This window comes from Flavobacterium sp. FlaQc-52, from assembly GCF_044007495.1.
Classification (GTDB): Bacteria; Bacteroidota; Bacteroidia; order Flavobacteriales; family Flavobacteriaceae; genus Flavobacterium; species Flavobacterium cupriresistens.
This window is the reverse complement of sequence record NZ_JBIPCV010000008.1, coordinates 209,913-228,069: the sequence shown is the minus strand read 5'-3', so window position 1 is coordinate 228,069 and position 18,157 is coordinate 209,913. Positions and strand designations below refer to the sequence as shown.

Annotated in this window: 17 protein-coding genes; 8 read left to right on the top strand and 9 right to left on the bottom strand. The window is 35.3% G+C overall.

The window, feature by feature from the left end; genetic code table 11:
• Positions 1–66: 66 nt before the first annotated feature.
• From ACHRV5_RS15230 to rmuC, 4 genes are all read right to left on the bottom strand, one after another.
• Positions 67–462 carry a VOC family protein gene (locus ACHRV5_RS15230; protein WP_395427328.1) on the bottom strand — a complete coding sequence of 132 codons (396 nt, stop codon included), beginning with the start codon at positions 460–462 and terminating at the stop codon, positions 67–69.
• A 63-nt stretch (positions 463–525) separates the two neighbouring features.
• Positions 526–1,074 (bottom strand): acyl-CoA thioesterase, encoded by a 549-nt coding sequence (locus ACHRV5_RS15225; protein ID WP_230003044.1) that lies wholly within the window; start codon positions 1,072–1,074, stop codon positions 526–528.
• 6 nt (positions 1,075–1,080) lie between these two features.
• Positions 1,081–1,446 (bottom strand): hypothetical protein, encoded by a 366-nt coding sequence (locus tag ACHRV5_RS15220; protein ID WP_047773869.1) that lies wholly within the window; start codon positions 1,444–1,446, stop codon positions 1,081–1,083.
• A 6-nt stretch (positions 1,447–1,452) separates the two neighbouring features.
• Positions 1,453–2,826 carry a DNA recombination protein RmuC gene (rmuC, locus tag ACHRV5_RS15215; protein ID WP_395427327.1) on the bottom strand — a complete coding sequence of 458 codons (1,374 nt, stop codon included), beginning with the start codon at positions 2,824–2,826 and terminating at the stop codon, positions 1,453–1,455.
• 135 nt (positions 2,827–2,961) lie between these two features.
• Between rmuC and ACHRV5_RS15210 the strand changes: the two genes are divergently transcribed.
• The 4 genes from ACHRV5_RS15210 to ACHRV5_RS15195 all read left to right on the top strand — a co-directional run bounded on the left by ACHRV5_RS15210 (position 2,962) and on the right by ACHRV5_RS15195 (position 6,987).
• Positions 2,962–3,843 carry a protease complex subunit PrcB family protein gene (locus ACHRV5_RS15210; RefSeq protein ID WP_395427326.1) on the top strand — a complete coding sequence of 294 codons (882 nt, stop codon included), beginning with the start codon at positions 2,962–2,964 and terminating at the stop codon, positions 3,841–3,843.
• 259 nt (positions 3,844–4,102) lie between these two features.
• Positions 4,103–4,654, top strand: coding sequence for an RNA polymerase sigma factor (locus ACHRV5_RS15205; protein WP_047773877.1), 552 nt, complete (start codon positions 4,103–4,105; stop codon positions 4,652–4,654).
• On the top strand, positions 4,651–6,396 hold the full coding sequence (locus ACHRV5_RS15200) for an outer membrane beta-barrel protein (RefSeq protein WP_395427325.1): 1,746 nt from the start codon (positions 4,651–4,653) through the stop codon (positions 6,394–6,396). Before ACHRV5_RS15205 ends, ACHRV5_RS15200 begins: the two co-directional genes overlap by 4 nt.
• A gap of 54 nt (positions 6,397–6,450) precedes the next feature.
• Positions 6,451–6,987, top strand: coding sequence for a MepB family protein (locus ACHRV5_RS15195; protein WP_395427324.1), 537 nt, complete (start codon positions 6,451–6,453; stop codon positions 6,985–6,987).
• Positions 6,988–7,584: 597 nt separating this feature from the next.
• Here ACHRV5_RS15195 and ACHRV5_RS15190 read toward each other — a convergent pair.
• Positions 7,585–11,028, bottom strand: coding sequence for a choice-of-anchor J domain-containing protein (locus ACHRV5_RS15190; RefSeq protein WP_395427323.1), 3,444 nt, complete (start codon positions 11,026–11,028; stop codon positions 7,585–7,587).
• A 469-nt stretch (positions 11,029–11,497) separates the two neighbouring features.
• Between ACHRV5_RS15190 and ACHRV5_RS15185 the strand changes: the two genes are divergently transcribed.
• The 3 genes from ACHRV5_RS15185 (at position 11,498) to ACHRV5_RS15175 (ending at position 13,141) form a co-directional block, all read left to right on the top strand.
• On the top strand, positions 11,498–11,977 hold the full coding sequence (locus ACHRV5_RS15185) for a copper resistance protein NlpE (protein WP_395427322.1): 480 nt from the start codon (positions 11,498–11,500) through the stop codon (positions 11,975–11,977).
• Between the two features lie 51 nt (positions 11,978–12,028).
• Complete coding sequence (locus ACHRV5_RS15180; RefSeq protein WP_047773883.1) at positions 12,029–12,610, top strand: pseudouridine synthase; 582 nt, start codon at positions 12,029–12,031, stop codon at positions 12,608–12,610.
• Between the two features lie 75 nt (positions 12,611–12,685).
• A complete protein-coding gene (locus ACHRV5_RS15175) occupies positions 12,686–13,141 on the top strand; it encodes a tRNA (cytidine(34)-2'-O)-methyltransferase (protein ID WP_230003050.1) in 456 nt (151 codons plus the stop codon).
• 912 nt (positions 13,142–14,053) lie between these two features.
• Here the strand turns inward: ACHRV5_RS15175 and ACHRV5_RS15170 are convergent.
• From ACHRV5_RS15170 to ACHRV5_RS15155, 4 genes are all read right to left on the bottom strand, one after another.
• Positions 14,054–14,830, bottom strand: coding sequence for an ABC transporter ATP-binding protein (locus ACHRV5_RS15170; protein WP_395427321.1), 777 nt, complete (start codon positions 14,828–14,830; stop codon positions 14,054–14,056).
• A gap of 105 nt (positions 14,831–14,935) precedes the next feature.
• The gene (locus ACHRV5_RS15165; protein WP_395427320.1) at positions 14,936–15,265 is read right to left on the bottom strand and encodes a GxxExxY protein; all 330 of its coding nucleotides are present in this window, start codon (positions 15,263–15,265) and stop codon (positions 14,936–14,938) included.
• Positions 15,266–15,430: 165 nt separating this feature from the next.
• A complete protein-coding gene (locus tag ACHRV5_RS15160) occupies positions 15,431–16,459 on the bottom strand; it encodes an iron chelate uptake ABC transporter family permease subunit (RefSeq protein WP_395427319.1) in 1,029 nt (342 codons plus the stop codon).
• 1 nt (position 16,460) lies between these two features.
• A complete protein-coding gene (locus tag ACHRV5_RS15155) occupies positions 16,461–17,603 on the bottom strand; it encodes an ABC transporter substrate-binding protein (RefSeq protein ID WP_395427318.1) in 1,143 nt (380 codons plus the stop codon).
• A gap of 166 nt (positions 17,604–17,769) precedes the next feature.
• On the opposite strand from ACHRV5_RS15155, the gene ACHRV5_RS15150 reads away from it, so the two are divergent.
• On the top strand, positions 17,770–18,132 hold the full coding sequence (locus tag ACHRV5_RS15150) for a DUF5522 domain-containing protein (protein WP_047773888.1): 363 nt from the start codon (positions 17,770–17,772) through the stop codon (positions 18,130–18,132).
• The last annotated feature ends 25 nt before the right edge of the window (positions 18,133–18,157 follow it).

Below are 18,157 nucleotides of genomic sequence, written 5' to 3'. Positions count from 1 at the left end.
TAACAACTTGAATTAATTAATACTCCTTATTCTTTAAACGTTATCAGAAAGGTAACACTAGTAAATTTACCCTTGTACTTCGGTACAAATCTCAATTAGAAAGCCTTCTAAATCCCTTACGTAAGCCACAATTTGTCCCCAAGGTTTTTGTACGGGCTCTTTTACCAGTACTGCTCCAAAAGAAGTTGCTTTTTGAACTGTTCCGGCCACATCATCTGTCAGGAAGCCTAATTCGATTGCAAAAGGTTTTTCTTCTAAAGTACTTTCAATAAAACCGTCTTTTAAATTTTGAGCTGCCAGTTTTTTGGAAGCAAATGAAATCGTCGTTTCTCCGGTACTTAACTCCCCATAATCCTTCTCCGGAGTTATAAATTTTCTTGAAAACCCGAATGCATTTTCATAAAACACAATCGAAGCTTCAACATTATCCACATACAAAATCGTATAACCAAATTTTATCATTTCCCTTAAATTTAAATTAATGTAAAATCATTTTACATTTCACACTTTACATTTCACAAAACCCTATCCAATTTCCAGCAAGACGTTGTACTGCTCTAAACTGGCTAAATCTTCAATAGAACTTACATTGGTAACCTTAGCGTGTTCCTCTACCTCTCTTTTTGATTCAATCTGTTTAATCGCTTGTCTAAAACGACGCACTTCATCCAAACTGGACAAAATAAGTCCCGGAACCTTCACACTATTGCCTTCTTTGTCCTTGGCAACCATTGTAAAATAAGACGAATTACAATGTTTTATTACTCCGGTCTGAATATTTTCGGCCTCTACACGAATCCCTACAATCATAGAACTTCGGCCTACATAATTTACACAGGCTTTCATGGTTACCAATTCGCCAACTTCAATTGGTTTCAAAAAATTCACCGTGTCTACCGAAGCGGTAACACAATAATTCCCTGAGAATTTGGACGCACTGGCAAAAGCGATCTGATCGAGTAATCCTAAAATATATCCTCCGTGAATTTTTCCGCTAAAGTTAGTGTGAGACGGCAACATCAGCTCTGAAATGCTTATTTTAGAGGAAGAAACGGGCTTAAAATCTGGTATCATTGTATTTTATTTAAATTTAAATGGGGAATTTTCTTTTTTAACAGCAGTAACGAAAAAATGTGTATCACCCCACCAACTAAAGGTTTTATAGCGTTCAACATAGGTTAATTTTACATACTGTCCCTCCAGTTTGTTCAAATCATCAATTACTTTTTGGTCACTGTCTAAAACGGAGAATCTAAAAATCTGCGAACCGGAAACGCCCTGACTGATTTCTCCTTCCCAGGTTTTCATGATTACCCCTTTATGGCTCATCCTGATTAATTCTCCTGAACGGTATCCGTTGCTATAAGGAACATAATATACAAAAGCAAAATAGCTTGCTAGAATCAATAGGCAACTTACAGCAATAATAATTAAAATTCTCTTCATATGACTTTAATTTAAAGATTGGTTTTCTTCTGAATTTGATGCTCTTGCAATAATATTCTCCGGAAGCGCTTTCTTAGCCTTCGCCCCCATTTTCTTTAATTTCTCAACACTGGTAATTAAATTTCCTTTTCCGTCAACCAATTTATTCATTGCGCTGTCGTACTCGGTTTTAGTGTCTTTGATTTTGTTACCAATCCTCACCAAATCAGAAACAAATCCTTCAAATTTATCGTATAATGCCCCGGCTTGTCTGGCAATTTCGAATGCATTTTCCTGTTGCTTCTGGTTCGTCCACATACTGTCAATAGTGCGTAAAGTAGCCAATAAGGTACTTGGTGTTACGATTACAATATTCCTGTCGAATGCTTTATTGTACAGGGTTGGATCTTCGTTTAAAGCAATCGCGAAAGCGGGCTCTATCGGAATAAAAAGCAATACAAAATCGGGACTCTCGATCTGATACAACTCATGATAATTTTTACCTCCCAACTGATCAACATGTCTTCTAATCGAATTGATATGCTCCTTAAGAAATTCGATTTTCAAAATTTCCGATTCTTCGTTGATCCATTTTTCGTAAGCTACTAATGAAACTTTAGAATCCACAATCATTTTCTTTCCATCGGGCAAGTTAATGACAACATCGGGATACACTCTTGCTCCTTCGGCAGTTGTAAAACTTTGCTGTACCTCATATTCACGTCCTTTTTCCAAGCCTGACTTTTCTAAAACACGCTCTAAGACTAACTCTCCCCAATTTCCCTGCATTTTACTATCACCTTTCAGCGCTTTGGTCAAGTTTAAGGTTTCTTTGCTCATTTGCGCATTCAACTCGCTTAACCCTATAATTTGCTGGCGTAAAGCGGCATGATAATCAATACTTTCTTTGTGAGTCTGCTCGACCTTTTTTTCAAAAACCTGAATTTTATCCTGCAAAGGCAACAGAATATTTTTCATATTTTCGCTATTCTGTTCGGTAAATTTAGCGGACTTTTCTTCGAGAATTTTGTTGGCCAGATTCTCGAACTCTTTGGTGAATTTTTCCTGTAATTCCGTTATCTCGTTTTTTTGTTCTTTATGACGTTCCCATAAATTCTCAAAATCCACTTCTTTTTTTGAAAGCTGAATGGCCAGACTGTCTTTTTCGGTTCTGATATTTTCTTTTTCAGAATTGTTTAAATGGAACTGTTTTTCAAGATGGTTTCGCTCTTTTTCAAACTGTTCTTTTTGTGCTTGCAATTGATTTACTGCTGCATTTAATCTTTCATTCAAACTCACTTTTTCTGATTGGGCTCTGGCCGAAAACAATAATTTCCCCAAGTATATCCCTAAGAACAAAGCAAGAGGAAAAACCAGTAAAAGCGGAAAAAAATCAAACATAACTAAAATTATTTTTAAGTAAAAGTATGCAATAATCTGTAGTGCTTCCTTATCAAGTAAAGAAAAAAAAGTTTTTATCACGCAACCTTTTTAAAAAAGCTACATCTATTAAATATAATTTATTACAAACACATTATGAAAAAATTAATACTAGGCTTATTTGTAGTTTTCGGAATTAGTGCCTGTTCATTGGGTAATGACGATATTGATACCAGCTGTGGATCAAATGTAAACACCACTTTTACCGGATTTCCACTTTTATGCAATTACAGCGTAAAAATTGAACCTGAAAAGTCTGGTGCATTAGTGGTTACTACAGAAGAAAAATTACTTTCTTTTTTCACCAAGCATCCAAACAGCTGTCCAAATCCAAGTGATCCTACAATCGATTTTACAAAAAATTACTTAGTAGGTCTTTTTGCAGGTCAGAAACCTACAACCGGTTATAGCATAAAAGTAGCTTCAATTGTAGAGAACAACTGTGAGATTATCATCAATTTATATGAAAAAGCACCTCAAACAGGAGAATCTACAGCGCCAACCGTAACCTATCCTTCTGATTACATTTTGATTCCCCGAACATCAAAAAAAATCTTCTTTAATAAGGTTACTAATGAAACTACAGACAATGTAATAATTGGAAGTTATGCCAAACCATGTACCGGAGATGATTGCCAGAAGTTCTACCAGTTGAATGAGTTTAATGTTTTAAAATTCCTAAACGTAGTAGCAGGAAGCTATGAATTTGGCCAATACAAATATCTTGCAACCTCTAAAAGAGGAGAATATAGTCTGTTTACAAAAAATATTCCTGCTGAAATTTTAGCCATAAGAGGACAAACCAAAACGTATGGTACGCCGGATACCTCAACAAAAGGCGGAACTTATTTTGAACTGCGTCAAGGTACAACTGTTACTAAAATTTATATCGATAATAATGACACCGAAGATCAAAGTGCCGCTATAAAAGCTTTCAAGAAAACCATTCAGGACAAAATAACAGCTCTAAAACAGTAGTCAAATATTTCTTTTTGACGAATACTTATTCTTAAAAATTAGAACAAAAATTCAAATGCTTACTTAATTACTAATTATAGGACCGGGAAGAAAATATAGGAGAAACACCATCTCCTATATTGCTAACCGGAAATGAGTTTCAAAAAAGCACTACCGCATAAACAACTAGAGACAACCTGAATACCGACCAAATGATTTGCTAAAGACGACTTTGCGAGTTAAAAAAAACTAATTTTACCAAAATTAATTCAACCACTTTTTGAAAGACGATTTAGAAATATATATTAAGCAATGCATGCAAAACAACAGAGAAGGACAACTGAAAATTTATCAGCTGTTTTCTCCTGTTTTATATGGAATTTGCCTAAAGTATATGAAAAACGAAGACGATGCTAAAGATGTTTTTCAGGAAGCTTTTATCATTGTTTTTCAAAAGATAAGTCAATACAAATTTGAAGGAAGTTTTGAAGGCTGGCTGAAACGTATTTTTATCAATAAACTTATTGAAACTTTAAATAAGAAGAAAAAGGAAAATTTCTTTTTAGATGTTTTCGATCCGGATACCGATTTTGTAGACGAAGAAGAATTGGACATTATTCCAATACAACAGGAAAAACTATTAGAATACATTCGGGATTTACCGGATCAATACCGGACCGTTTTTAACTTATATGTTTTTGAAAAAATGAAACACAAAGAAATAGCCGAGTTATTGAAAATCTCAGAAGGAACATCAAAATCAAATTTAAACAGAGCTAAAGGAATATTGCAAAAGAGAATTTTGAGCATAAAAAATTTTAAAATAGCATGAAGAAGCAGAAAATAGAGACTATTTTTTCATCAATGGAAAACTTTTCAAGTGTTCCGCCACCCGAATTATGGGGTCAAATTGAGGAAAAATTAAACAAACCTAAAAAGAAAAAGAGAGTTATTCTTTGGTGGTCGGCTGCTGCATGCTTATTATTAGGCCTTGCAATTCCTTCTGTTCTTCATCTTAATTCAGATTCCGGAATCAAAAATGCCGGAACGACTACTACAGAAAATAACAGTGTTGTTGTAAATAAAAACAACGCGACATCTACTCAGGACAAAACAGTCTCTGATAAACCAACCATCATCAATCAAAAAACGATCAACAGTAAAAATCCGGTTTCAGGAGCTACCGACAATCAATTAGCTACCTCACAACAAAAAGAAGAAACAGACAAAACAGCTTTGGCTCGCACTGCTTCTAAAAACAACCCAAATCTACCTTCTGAGGAATTAAACGCAGAAAAGAAAAACAGCAATCAGGCTGTAGCTCAAAAATCATTTGTTTCGGAAAAACAAAATGCATTCAATTCTGCTTCGACAAATCAATTGTTTAACACTGAAAAAAGAGCGCAGAATCAAACTATAGCGCAGAAAAACTATAATCCGGAGAGAGAAAATGCGTTTGCTTCAGTTTCAAAAAATCAAACGGCAGATCCTGAAACAAGAAAAGCGAATCAGATTTTAGCCGAAAAGACTTTTAGTGCCGGTAAACAGAACCCGTTTAATGCTACTTCAAAAAATCAGGTTTCGAATTCACTTTTTAAAGAGAAATTGCAGTCAAAAAACACGAACAGTTTTGCTTACAATTCCTCCAATTCAATTTTAAACCTGCAACAGAATAAAGATAGTAAAAACGAAAAAGAGCTTAGAAACGGAACGATTTATACTGAAAAAGCAGTTGTTGAACATCAAAAAAACAACCCCAAATTCAATAATGTACTGAGTAAAGAGGATTCTGTACAATTGGCCGTACTTCAGAATTTAGAGAAAGGAATAATCACTCCTGAATCTAAAACTGAAAAGGAAACAAAACCCCTTTCTCCCGCAGAAAAATGGGCTGTTGAAGTTTTTGCCGGTATTGCAAATTCTGAAAACTATAAAAATGACAAGACTTTAGGATATAACAATGATTCTAAACAAAGTAGTACATACGGAGTAAAGACAAAATACAAGATTAATAATAAATGGGCAGTTGGTTCAGGTTTCAAGATCAATGAATTAGGTCAGAGTATTGCCAATATTTCGTATATGGATGTAAGAGGACAAAAAAATATGGCTTTAGGCATTGCTGATTTTTATGTTCAAGAGTCGCCTACTCCTCAGATTGCAGCAACTAACGATTATGTATTTGTTTCAAACAGTACTAAAGAGGTAGTAAGCAGTGAGAGCATTCAAAGCGGTACTTTAAATCAGACTCTTAAATATATCGAAATGCCATTGGAAGTTTCCTACGCCGTTTTTAGTAAAAACAGAACTACTGTCAATTTAAATACGGGAGGTTTTGTTGGTAAGCTAATTTCAAACAATGTGGCTTTGGATGGTACTACTATTGGAAAAAATCTTGATGCCAATGACTTTGTTTATGGCTCTGTATTAAGTAGTACTTTACAATACCGTATCTACAAAAAAACAAATGTTTTTGTTGAACCGGCAATGAATTACTACATAAACCCCTTAAACAACCAGTCTTTTAATCAGTTCCAATGGGGGTTAAACTTTGGATTGAATGTTTCGTTTTAAAGCCGTTTTTGTTGTAATTTTCAAAAAAAAGACAACAAAAGCAACTCCCTCATAATGAACATTAAAAACAATTGGAATACTTCGAACTCCATTCCGAAAGACCTACTGATCGCCAAAAAACGGGTTTATGATCTTCTTAATTTTGAAGGTACCCAACCGGAGCCTGAATCTGAAAGCATGGAATATAGTGCGTATCGATTGCAATTAAACACCAAACTCATTTGTTATCGGGAAGCCAAAATAACGCCCACAAAAACGGGTCAGTTTGTAACTTTATGGAAACGCAATCCGTCGAAAATCATTGCTCCTTTTGATGCAACAGACGCGATTGATTATGTTATCATCAGTGTCCGAAAAGAGGATTTATTAGGGCAATTCATATTTCCTAAAGCTGTCTTATTAGAACGCGGAATCTTTTCGACTGATACCAAAGAAGGAAAAAGAGCCACAAGAGTTTATCCGCCTTGGGACGAAACCACCAACAAACAAGCCCAAAAAACGCAACAGTGGCAATTGAATTACTTTATCGAAATACCTCTTCATGAAGCTGTCGATTTAGATCGGTTTAAACGTTTATTCAACGAAAACTAGAAAGATTTCTCCTTAGAGGAGCGCATAATTTTGACACGAATTTCACTAATTGACACGAATTAATTTGTGCAATTCGTGTCTGTTTTTTTTTGCGTCACAAATTATAACGCAACAGTGGTAATTGAATTACTTTATCAAAATACCTCCTCATGAAACTGTCGATTTAGATTGGGTTAAACGTTTATTCAACTAAAAAGATTTCTCCTTTGCCAGTAGAGCAAGATTATATTCTATTTTTTTTTTCACGCAGATCTGGCAGATTTTTTCAACATTGTTTTCTGCAAAAATCTGCAAAATCTGCGTGCTTTTTTGCCACTGATTAAAAAGATTTACACAGATTATTAATCATTTAATTCTATCTGACTCTTTTAAGTTATTAATAAAATAAGTCGTTAATATCCCATGTTTTTTTGACCATCTTGATCTTTTTGCCACGAATTTCACCAATGGGCACGAATTAATTAGTGTAATTTGTGCAATTCGTGTCTGTTTTTTTGTGCGTCACAAATTATTAATCCTTTTAATCCTTTAATCTGTGGCAAAAAAAAAACAGGCAGCTGAATAAGCTGCCTGTTTCATTTACCGTTGTATCTCTACTTACTTTTTAATAATCTTGCTACTATATATAACCTTATTGTTTTCTGTTAAAGTATACATATAGATTCCTGTTTTAAGATTGCTAATCTGAATTACGGAATCACTTTTCTCCGGAGTCCCTTTTATTTCAACCGGGCTTGCAACCAAACGCCCCGACATATCATAAAGTCTTAACTTCAGATTTTTATCATCATTTGTTTTCACAGCAATATTTACAACATCTGATGCAGGATTAGGATAGGCTTGCACAAAATATCCGTTTTTAGTTTGGAAATCTATAGTCGATAAATTATCCTTTTTCAATTCAAAACGGGCAATTACCGGTCCATGGTCTGAAGTTGTATTTACGTAATTTGTAATGTCTGTACGCGGATCGTACACGGCAATAGAATTTGGAATATACTGATCTGTCAGTTCATTAGAAATAATAATATGATCTAAAAATCCACCTGAACTTAAAAAGCTATAGGCTCCAGCTTGGCTAATTCCTAAAGTTAAAGCATTGTAACGATCCGTATCTTCCACCATTTTCTGGTAAGAAGAAGGGGTGTTTGTACCCACAACCGATATTTTTACATCATCATTAAAATCGCCCAATATCATAAAGTTTGAATTTGGATAGTGCACATCTAAACTGTCTTTTAGTAATTCAACATCATATTTACGCATATTGTATCTTGAGATGTCGGTTCCGCTATTGGCTCTTGCGTGCAGATCGATCAGGTTAATTTCTTTTTGGATTCCACCAATATTAGTCTCAATTTTAACCATATAAGGCAAACGCCCTGAAGAGAAAAAACTAGCTCCGTTACCACCTGGGTAATTTGGCAAGGTCACGGCTCCCGAACGTACATTATCGTACAAATCCTTAAACATTACACGCGTACTTTTTACAGTAGTTGTTTGGGTATTATAAAGTACCACTAATTTTTGAGGAGGAAAATTTGGATCCGGTACATTAAACGAATACGACCATGATGTCGAAATTGTTTTATCGAATGTCTTTCCGTTAATACTTATTTTTTGAATCAAAGCATCTATAGAAGGATCATCTGAAACTTCTTGTACTACGTAAACATCAGCATTTAACTTATTCATTACTTTGGCTACATTATCGATTTGTAATGCATCGTCAATTGGACCAAACTCCGCTCCATCAGTCCCTTTTACATCACTTCCAAAAAACTCTAAATTGTAAGTCACGATATCAAAAGTTTCTGCTTTAGGCAAAGAAGAACCTGTCAATGCTCCGATTTGTTTGTTTAATCCTGCTCCAGTCACCGTTAAGGGTCCGGAAATAGCTAATGCTTTTACAGAAGGTACAAATCTTGCATAAAGTGTTTTACCAGCCGCTGCATCAGCATTAGTAACCACAATACTGGATTGAAATAAAACATTATCTAAAGACAATTGATAATCTGTAGGCGCTGTAAGGGTGATATCGCCATATCCATCAGCTTTGAAGTCAAAAGACTGACTTGCCGATATAGTGTTGGGACTAACATCTCCAAAATTTAAATTTGGATTTGAAGCCACATATCCCACCTCATTTGTAACCGCAAAATCATCAAATGACCATTCTGCCGCATTATTAGTTCCTCCAGCTGTGGTTTCATAAACCCATGCCAAATAGGTATGACTGGTTTTATACGCTCCTAAATTGATGTATAAGGATTGCGTGTAAGTTCCCGTTGCTGTTGGAAAATTACCATTTAACTCTGTCCAAGTAGCCGTTTCAGGACTGCTTTTACCGTCATAATTTACTGAAACCATCAATTTTAAACCTGTTCCGGCATAAAATTTACGAGAGTAGAAAGACAATAAAGGAAATTGATTGAAATTATCTAAGTGTAATTTTGGTGAAATCAACCAATCTTCGCTTGGACCGTTATCAGAATACCCATTCATAAGAACAGCACCGGTTCCGGAATTTACATTTCGAGCGACGGTTGTTGATCCCCACTTATTTTTAGTTCCAGCCACATTGTATTGTGTCCAGCCACTATTTGTTAAAACATTTACATCATTAAAACCTTGCACATACGGATTGATTCCTGTTCCAGCAAGAGCGACTGTTTTGGTCGTTGCTCCAGTTGACTCATGCTTTATTTCTCCCGAAAAAGTACCGGTAGCACTTGGAGTAAACTTAACATAAACGGTTGGCGTTGCGTTTGAATCAAAGTCAGACACATTGTAGGTTACTGCTGATTGAAAAACAGTATTGTCCTTAGAGATCGTAAAATTACCTGAAGCGGTCACTATAACATTATGAGTAAGATTACTACCTTGAATCTGATAACTTGCTATTTCTGAATCATAACCCGCTTCAGAGAATCCTAAGTCAAGCGAAGTACTTGTCGTTACTAAAGAAGGAATCGCAACACTTGAAGTTGTAACCTCTAATTTATGAACTGAAGCCTGAGTATTTTGGTATGGATCTTCAGAAATCGAGTAAACAATATAGGCTGTGTTAAGAGCTAAACCATCAAAGTTTTTCACATATACCTGAGAGGCATCAACAATATCCAAGAATCCGGATTGTAAAGCTGCCGCTCCATTTGCATCAAGACCGGACTTAAGTTGCGCTACGGTAGGTTCTGCACTTCCGCCATTTAGTAAGACATAATAGGTTTTTGCTTTTTCATCTAATTTATTAGCAAAATCAAAGCTTTGCGATAAAACATTATCCGCTTTTGGATAACCTGCAGCATTTACCGGAGCTGCAATATCACTTCTCACGTCGATATTATCAATTGCAAAAGAAGGACGAGAACCTCCTCCGGAATTTTGTTTAGAAATCCATCTGATCTGAACAATACTTTGATTATCACATTCCGCAGGCAGTGTTATTTTTATCGTTCTTGTATTTTGAGGATCGGTAACCGCTCCTGTCTGTTGCGTTGTGTTATTTGTATAAGCGGTTTCCAACAAAGTTGTAAAAGCAGTGGTTGTACCCACACGGTACTGCAAAACCATCTCATTTATTCGTTCCGATGTTGTTGTACCCGACACTAACCCATACGGATTACGAATGGTCATCGCGTCATACTGCACCTGAATACCTGTTTGTCCGGTGCTGGAGAAAGCCAAGGCGATTGTAAGATCGACTGATCCGGTATTAAGAAAACCTATTTTACCATTATAATTATGAATGTTACCGCTTGTAGTTGCTGCTGTGCTGCTATTTGTGCTTCCGGCCGTCAACGCCTTATCTGCAACCAAAGTAGCTGCTGTAACATAAGCACTTCCGGGTGCCGTGGCCGCACTCCAACCCTGCAATCCTGCTGGATATGTGGTGCCATTAGCTGCTAAACCGTCAAAATTCTGTGTATACGGCAAGGGTTGTGCGCCCGGCATCGTAACCTGCGCAACGAGACTTGCCGAACAGCAACAAAAAAAACTTAAAAAAGCCACCAAGTGGCGCATCGTGTAAATGTTTTTCATATGTTTAAATAATAGAGTTTTTAGAAACCAAATTTATAGTCTTTAAAGTTAAGAGAATATTGTAAAATCTTAAATTTAATGCTTCCTATTTTATAAATATTCACTACTATTAACTAATTTATTCAACAAAAAAGTTAATTATCATCAATAAAAACAAGCTTTAATAACATTATATATTTTTAGAAAAATTTACTTACAACATTATTTTTAGTAAGCAATACCACACGAAAATAGTATTTTTTCTTTACAGATGATGAAAAAAAAGAGTCCAAAAAAACAAAAAAACGTCAATTTAATGTACGAATACACCTCTAAATACTGTTTTTATTCTAATCGTAATCATACAGTATCTTTCGTACTAATTATCCCAATATGAAATAAACATCTCCATAATCTCCTCTTTGGTTTATGGTATATTTTTTGTATATTAATTTCGTTTTTATTATCATCTTTAAAATCCCCTAACGCTATGAAAAAATTAATCTGTATTGCAACAGTTGCTTCTTTAGTACTTGCTTGTAATTCTAAAAAAGAAGAACAAATTACAACACCGGAAAACGAAAAAACAGTAACCAAAACGAATGAACGCTTCAACAAAACATCCGTGTTTGAAGGAGTATTGCCTTGCGCGGATTGCAGTGGAATTAAAACTACTTTAAAAATAGATGCCGATTATGGTGTAGCGCAAAACAATAGATTTGAATTGATTACAGTGTATCAGGGAAAAGAACCTGAAAAGGAATTTAGCGAAAAAGGGAATTTTAATATCGAAAGAGGATTGGACAATGATCCTGACGGTACCATTTATGTTCTGAATTGGGATCAGCCCTTAGAGAAGCAAATTTACTACGGATATTATAGCGCAAATCCCGAAAAAATATACTTATTGGATCGTGACAGAAAAATAATCAAATCTGAGTTGAATTATTTTTTAACGAAGAGAAAGTAATTCTTCTTTTGGTACTCCTAAAACAAAGCTATCTTTGCCACAAAAAACAACATGCATCGACACTTTATTCTTTTTAAACCTTATGGCTATCTGAGCCAGTTTATCTATGAGTTAAAAAGAAAGAAAAAACTTTTGGGAGAATTACACGATTTCCCTGCAGGTACAATGGCTATCGGCCGATTAGATGAAGATTCTGAAGGTTTACTTTTACTAACGACAGACGGAAAGGTAAGCGAACAAATAAGAAGCAAAAAAGTAGACAAAGAATACTATGTACAAGTTGATGGTGTTATTACTCCCGAAGCTATTGAGCAATTGCAAAAAGGCGTGGAAATTGGTTTCGACGGTGGCAAATACATTACCAAACCCTGCAAAGCTTTTATCGTTACCGAAATTCCTGATTTTGGACTGAGAGCCAAAAAAATCAGAGATGAGCGCCACGGACCAACTACATGGGCTTCGATTACGGTAAATGAAGGCAAATTTCGTCAGGTTCGAAAAATGACGGCTGCGGTTGGTTTTCCAACTTTAAGATTGGTTCGCGTTCGGGTAGGAAATGTATATTTGCAAAACCTAAAAGCCGGAGAGGTACTGGAGGTTTCTGATTTTAAATTAGATAATGTGGTAATTTGATAATGTGACAATTAGATAATTACTAGAAACCTTTAAACTTTTACATCTAACTTATAACTTTTAACAAAAAAATCAATGCTGAATATTGTTCTTGTAGAACCTGAAATACCAAATAATACCGGAAATATAGGACGATTGTGCGTGGGTACCGAAAGTCGCTTGCATTTGGTGCATCCGTTTGGGTTTGTAATTAATGACAAAAACCTGAAGCGCTCGGGTTTGGATTACTGGGTACATCTTGATGTTACCGAATATGCGGATGTGGAAGAATGGATCCAACAAATTCCGGATCAATCCCGTGTTTTTTTGATGAGTTCTCATGCTGAGAAATCGTATCTGGAAACCGATTTTCAAGACGGAGACTGGTTGGTTTTCGGTAAAGAAAGCGTTGGTTTAAGCAAAGAAGTCCTGGCTCGTTTTGAAAATCATTTGACAATTCCGATGTCCAAATTGATTCGAAGTTTTAATATTGCTAATTCTGTTGCCTTTGTGGTTGGCGAGGCAAAAAGACAGATTGGTTTAAAAATTTAATCTTCTCGTGCTTTCTTCCTGCAAGATTTCCAAAACCTTGTAGGTATCTCCTTTGAAACGTAAATGCACTCAATATATCATGATCAGACAGGAACACAAATAGCGACCTGACACTTTTTTCATCATTTGACGTGAAGAAGAAGTACTGATTTATCAAGGAAAATATTGAACACGAATTTCACTAATTGGCACGAATTATTTTGGTTGTTGTGTTTTTCCCTGCGCAAAGCTTGTTCTTTCGGCGAAGGAGAAATCACATCCAATATTCGATAGAAGTACTGATTTATCAAGGAAAATATTGAACACGAATTTCACTAATTGACACGAATTATTTTGGTTGTTGTGTTTTTTCTGCGCAAAGCTTGTCCTTTCGGCGAAGGAGAAATCACATCACATATTTTATAGAAGTACTGATTCTTCAAGGAAAATATTGAACACGAATTTCACTAATTGACACGAATTATTTTGTTCGTTGTGTTTTTTTCTGCGTAAAGCTTGTCCTTTCGACGAAGGAGAAATCACATCACATATTTTATAGAAGTACTGATTCTTCAAGGAAAACATTGAACACGAATTTCACTAATTGGCACGAATTATTTTGGTTGTTGTGTTTTTTTCTGCGTAAAGCTTGTCCTTTCGACGAAGGAGAAATCACATCCAATATTCTACAGAAGTACCGATTTATCAAGGAAAATATTTGACACGAATTTCACTAATTGACACGAATTATTTTGGTTGTTGTGTTTTTTTCTGCGTAAAGCACAAGGTTTTGAAAACCTTGCAGGACTGGTGAAGTTCTTTTGGATACAAGTGCCCTAGCCCTTATGGGAGGGAAAATCCTTTTGCTTTTTTCTTTAAAAAGCAAAAGATTGGAAGGAACAGAAGGATTAGCTCCTGAGAATAATTATACTTCTAAGTAATTACAAACTTCCCTTTTTCAGCATCAAAAACAATATGTTCGTCTTTGAATAAGGTCGTAAAACTTCCTTTTGAAATCAAATTACAAGGTTCGTCTTGCACGAATAAATCAGGCGTCATGATGATCATTTCGTCGCTTAACTGAATCGCCAAATCGATATCGTGCGTTGAAAATAAAATGCATTTTTGCGTTTCCTGAGTTAGCTTTTTCAGCAATTTAAAGAGGGAAACTTTGTGCAATAAATCAAGATGTGTTGTGGGTTCATCTAAAATAATTAGCGGCGTATCTTGCGCTAGTGCTCTTGCAATTAGCACTTTTTGCAATTGTCCGTCACTTATTTCGAAATGTTTTTTTCGGGACAAGTGTGTGATTTGAGTAAGCTCTAAAGCCTCGTTTACTTTTGTTACATCTTCGGGCGTCAGGGTTCCTATCCAATTGGTATAGGGTTGGCGTCCCAAGGCTACTAGTTCAAAAACCGACAAATTGCTTGGCGGTAGCTTTTCTGTTAAAACAACGCTTAGGTTCTGTGCTAATTCTAAAGGTTTAAATGTGGTGATGTCTTTGTCACTAAGTAAAACTTTTCCGGATAATGGCCTTTGAATTCCTGTAATAGTGCGCAATAAAGTCGATTTCCCAATTCCGTTTGCGCCTATTAGCGAAATGAGTTTTCCTGAAACTAAATTTAAATTCAGGTTCTCAGCGATTGTGACCTTCGCGTTTTTATTTCGATAACCTATACTTAGATTTATAGTTGATAAGATACTTTTCATTACAGGATAATTTTATTTTTAACACATAGAAACATAGACTTACTAAACTTATTTTTTTAAATCCCTTGTAGAATTTACTCGTAAATTATCACATAGTTTTATGAGTTATTTTTCAGGCAATAATCTAAAATATTCGTTCACAAATGTTTTCTGACCATCTTTAAAAATATTGAAACAATTAAAATTAATTATAATTCCTTTTGGAGCTTTTAAAAGTTTCATATAAGTCAGCAGCTGGGCCTTATGCATTGCGTTTATTTCAGAAACTGTTTTTAATTCTACTACCAAACAATTTTCAACATACAAATCACATCTCAGATCTGCGTTTAGTTCTTTATTTTTATATTGCAATGGCACTTTCATCTCTGTGAAAAAATTTAATTTTCTTTGTAAAAGCTCTTCTTTCAGACATTGATGATAAACCTTTTCAAGCAATCTCCATTCCCAATTGCTTTATGCACTTCTATCGAAGCTCCAATCACCTCGTAAGTCAACTCATTCAAATATTTCTGAGTAATCATTAATTAATAAATTGAAATAAAAACTATGTTTCTATGTGTTTAAAAAACCAATTTACTAATTATTTTTGAAAGAATTAACTTATGAAAAATTTTTCTTTCTTACCAAAAGCCAGATTACTACCGGCGCACCGATAATAGATGTAATTGCGTTTATAGGAAGCGTGACTTCAAATCCCGGCATTTCTGAAACGATATCACAAAACAACATAATTGTGGCACCAAAAAACAAAGTACTCCAGAACAAAATAGTATGATTACTAGTCTGAAAAGTAAGTTTCGCTATATGGGGTACTGCCAAACCAATAAAGGCAATCGGACCTGCAAAAGCGGTAATACTTCCTGCCAAAATACTTGTTGCGAATATGATAATCAATCGCGCTTTCTTGAAATTCAAGCCCACACTTTTAGCATAATTCTCTCCTAGAAGCAAGGCATTTAAAGGTTTTATACTACTCGCGCTTAAAAGCAATCCAATACTCACACAAATTGTAAAAATACCAATGGTAGACCAAGAAAGGTTTCCTAAACTCCCCATCGACCAAAAAGTAAATTTCTGAAGCTGTTCTGCGGTACTAAAATACGTTAAAACACTTACAATGGCAGTGGTAAAACTTCCAAACATAAGGCCCACAATTAAGATTGCCATCGTGTCCCGCAATTTCTGTGAGACCACCAAAACCAATAATAAAACTAAAGTACTTCCTAAAGTGGAGGCCAACACAATTCCGTAAGAAGACAACGCAATTGCACTTAAAAAAGACGGCAAAAATCCGGCTCCTAAAATCACGAAAGCCACACCTAAACTGGCCCCCGAGCTCAATCCTAAAACATAAGGTCCCGCAAGCGGATTTCGAAACAAAGTCTGCATCAGTAAACCACTGATTGACAAACCCGTTCCTACCAAAACAGCCGTAATCGCTTTTGGTAATCTGTAATTTATAATGATGTATTCCCATGCCGATTTACTCGCATGTCCACCTGTCAGACTCGTATACACTTCTTTTAACGGAATGGTGACGGAGCCCAGACTAATGCTGGCCAGAAACATAAAAACCAAGCCTAAACCCAGCATCAAAAATAAAATGGTATTTCGTTTTTTATCTGCCAATTTAATTCAATTTAGCAGCAAAAGTAAACTCATAACCGGGAAGTAAATCCGGATGAAAAATCTTGATATAATCTTTTAAAACCAAATCAGGTCGGCTTGGTGATAATTCGTAATAGATAGTACCTCCGGTTGCCCCTAACTTACTTTCAAAATTATAAACATTTTTATTTTTAAAAGCATCAAATTCTGTATAGTGCGGATTGTTCTTACCTAATTCTTCGAGGTTTTTAACAGCTCCCGTAGCAATCCAAAAATTAGCCGTTTTGGCTTTTACCAGTACTTTTTCGAAAGACAAACCTTCGCTTCCGGTTCCTTTAAGATCGGCCCATAAATAATTGGCTTGTGCATCTTTCATAAATTCAGCTACCCAACTGTTTCCTTTTGCTACATACCAGGTGTCTTCGTACATTGAACCATATAAAACGGTAGAAGCGGCTTTTTTGCCCGCTACTAATTTCTTAGCCTGATTGTAACTCAAAACAATTTTATCAAACAATTCTTTTGCTTTTTCTTCTTTGCCAAACAGGGCGCCGTAAAGTTTGATCCATTCTGCTTTTCCAAGTGGAGACTGTTCCATCCAATCGGCCTGAATGAATACATTTAGTCCGCTTTTTTTCAAATTATCTAACATTGGATTGTTGTTGTCTACACCAAACGTTACAATTAAATCCGGTGTCAATTCGATTAATTGTTCGATATTCAATTTCTCGTTTTGCCCCACGTTTTTAACAGCTCCTTTATCGATTAGGGCTCTTGTTTTCTCAGAAGAAACATAATCGGTATGCGGGAAACCAACCAGTTTGTTCTCTACTTCGAGCATTTCCAGAAACGGAATATTGGTTGTTGAAGTCACTACAACAGACTCCAAAGGAACTTTTATAGCAGGATAAGATTGTAAACTATCCGGAACTTCCGCTGTTTTTTCTTTTAAAATATATGTGTAATTTTTATTGGCATTTGGCCACGGATTTGAAACCGTTACCACCGAATACCCTTCGTGTTTTACAATAGAAAGCCCCGAAGCATATTCTATACTGTTTTTTGCAATTTCAGATTTTACGTTTTCTGTATTTTCATTCTTTTTACATCCAACCAGAAGAAAAAAAGAAAAAACAAAAATAAATTTAGATACTAAATGTTTCATAAGTAGATTATAGGTATAGTATTTGTAATTCGTGATAAATACAGGTCATTTTGAATCATTACAATTTCATAATGCCGGTTTCAATTAACAGCAAAGGTAAATCAATTTCTATTTTTTTTACCCCTCTTTAATCTGACAAAATTAAATAAATATTATCTTTACCTACATGAATACCACAAAAACAAAAGTTTGCTCAAGCTGTGAATCTACTTTTAGCTGCGGAGATATTTCTGTTGAGAACAAATGTTGGTGCAATAATTACCCTCCTATTTTTAATCTCTCCGAAGGTGGCGATTGTCTTTGTCCAGCTTGCTTTAAAGAAGCCTGTGAAGATAAAATTGAAGCCTATGTAGAAACTTTAACTCCGGAAAAAGCGCTTCACAATAAAGCCGCAGCCTTACCCAAATCAGAACAGTTAATTGAGGGAATTGATTATTATCTCGAAGACAATAAATATGTTTTTAAAGCCTGGTTTCACCTAAAAAGAGGCAACTGTTGCGGAAATGGATGCAGACATTGTCCTTATTAATACTGTGAAATGTAAAATGTCATTT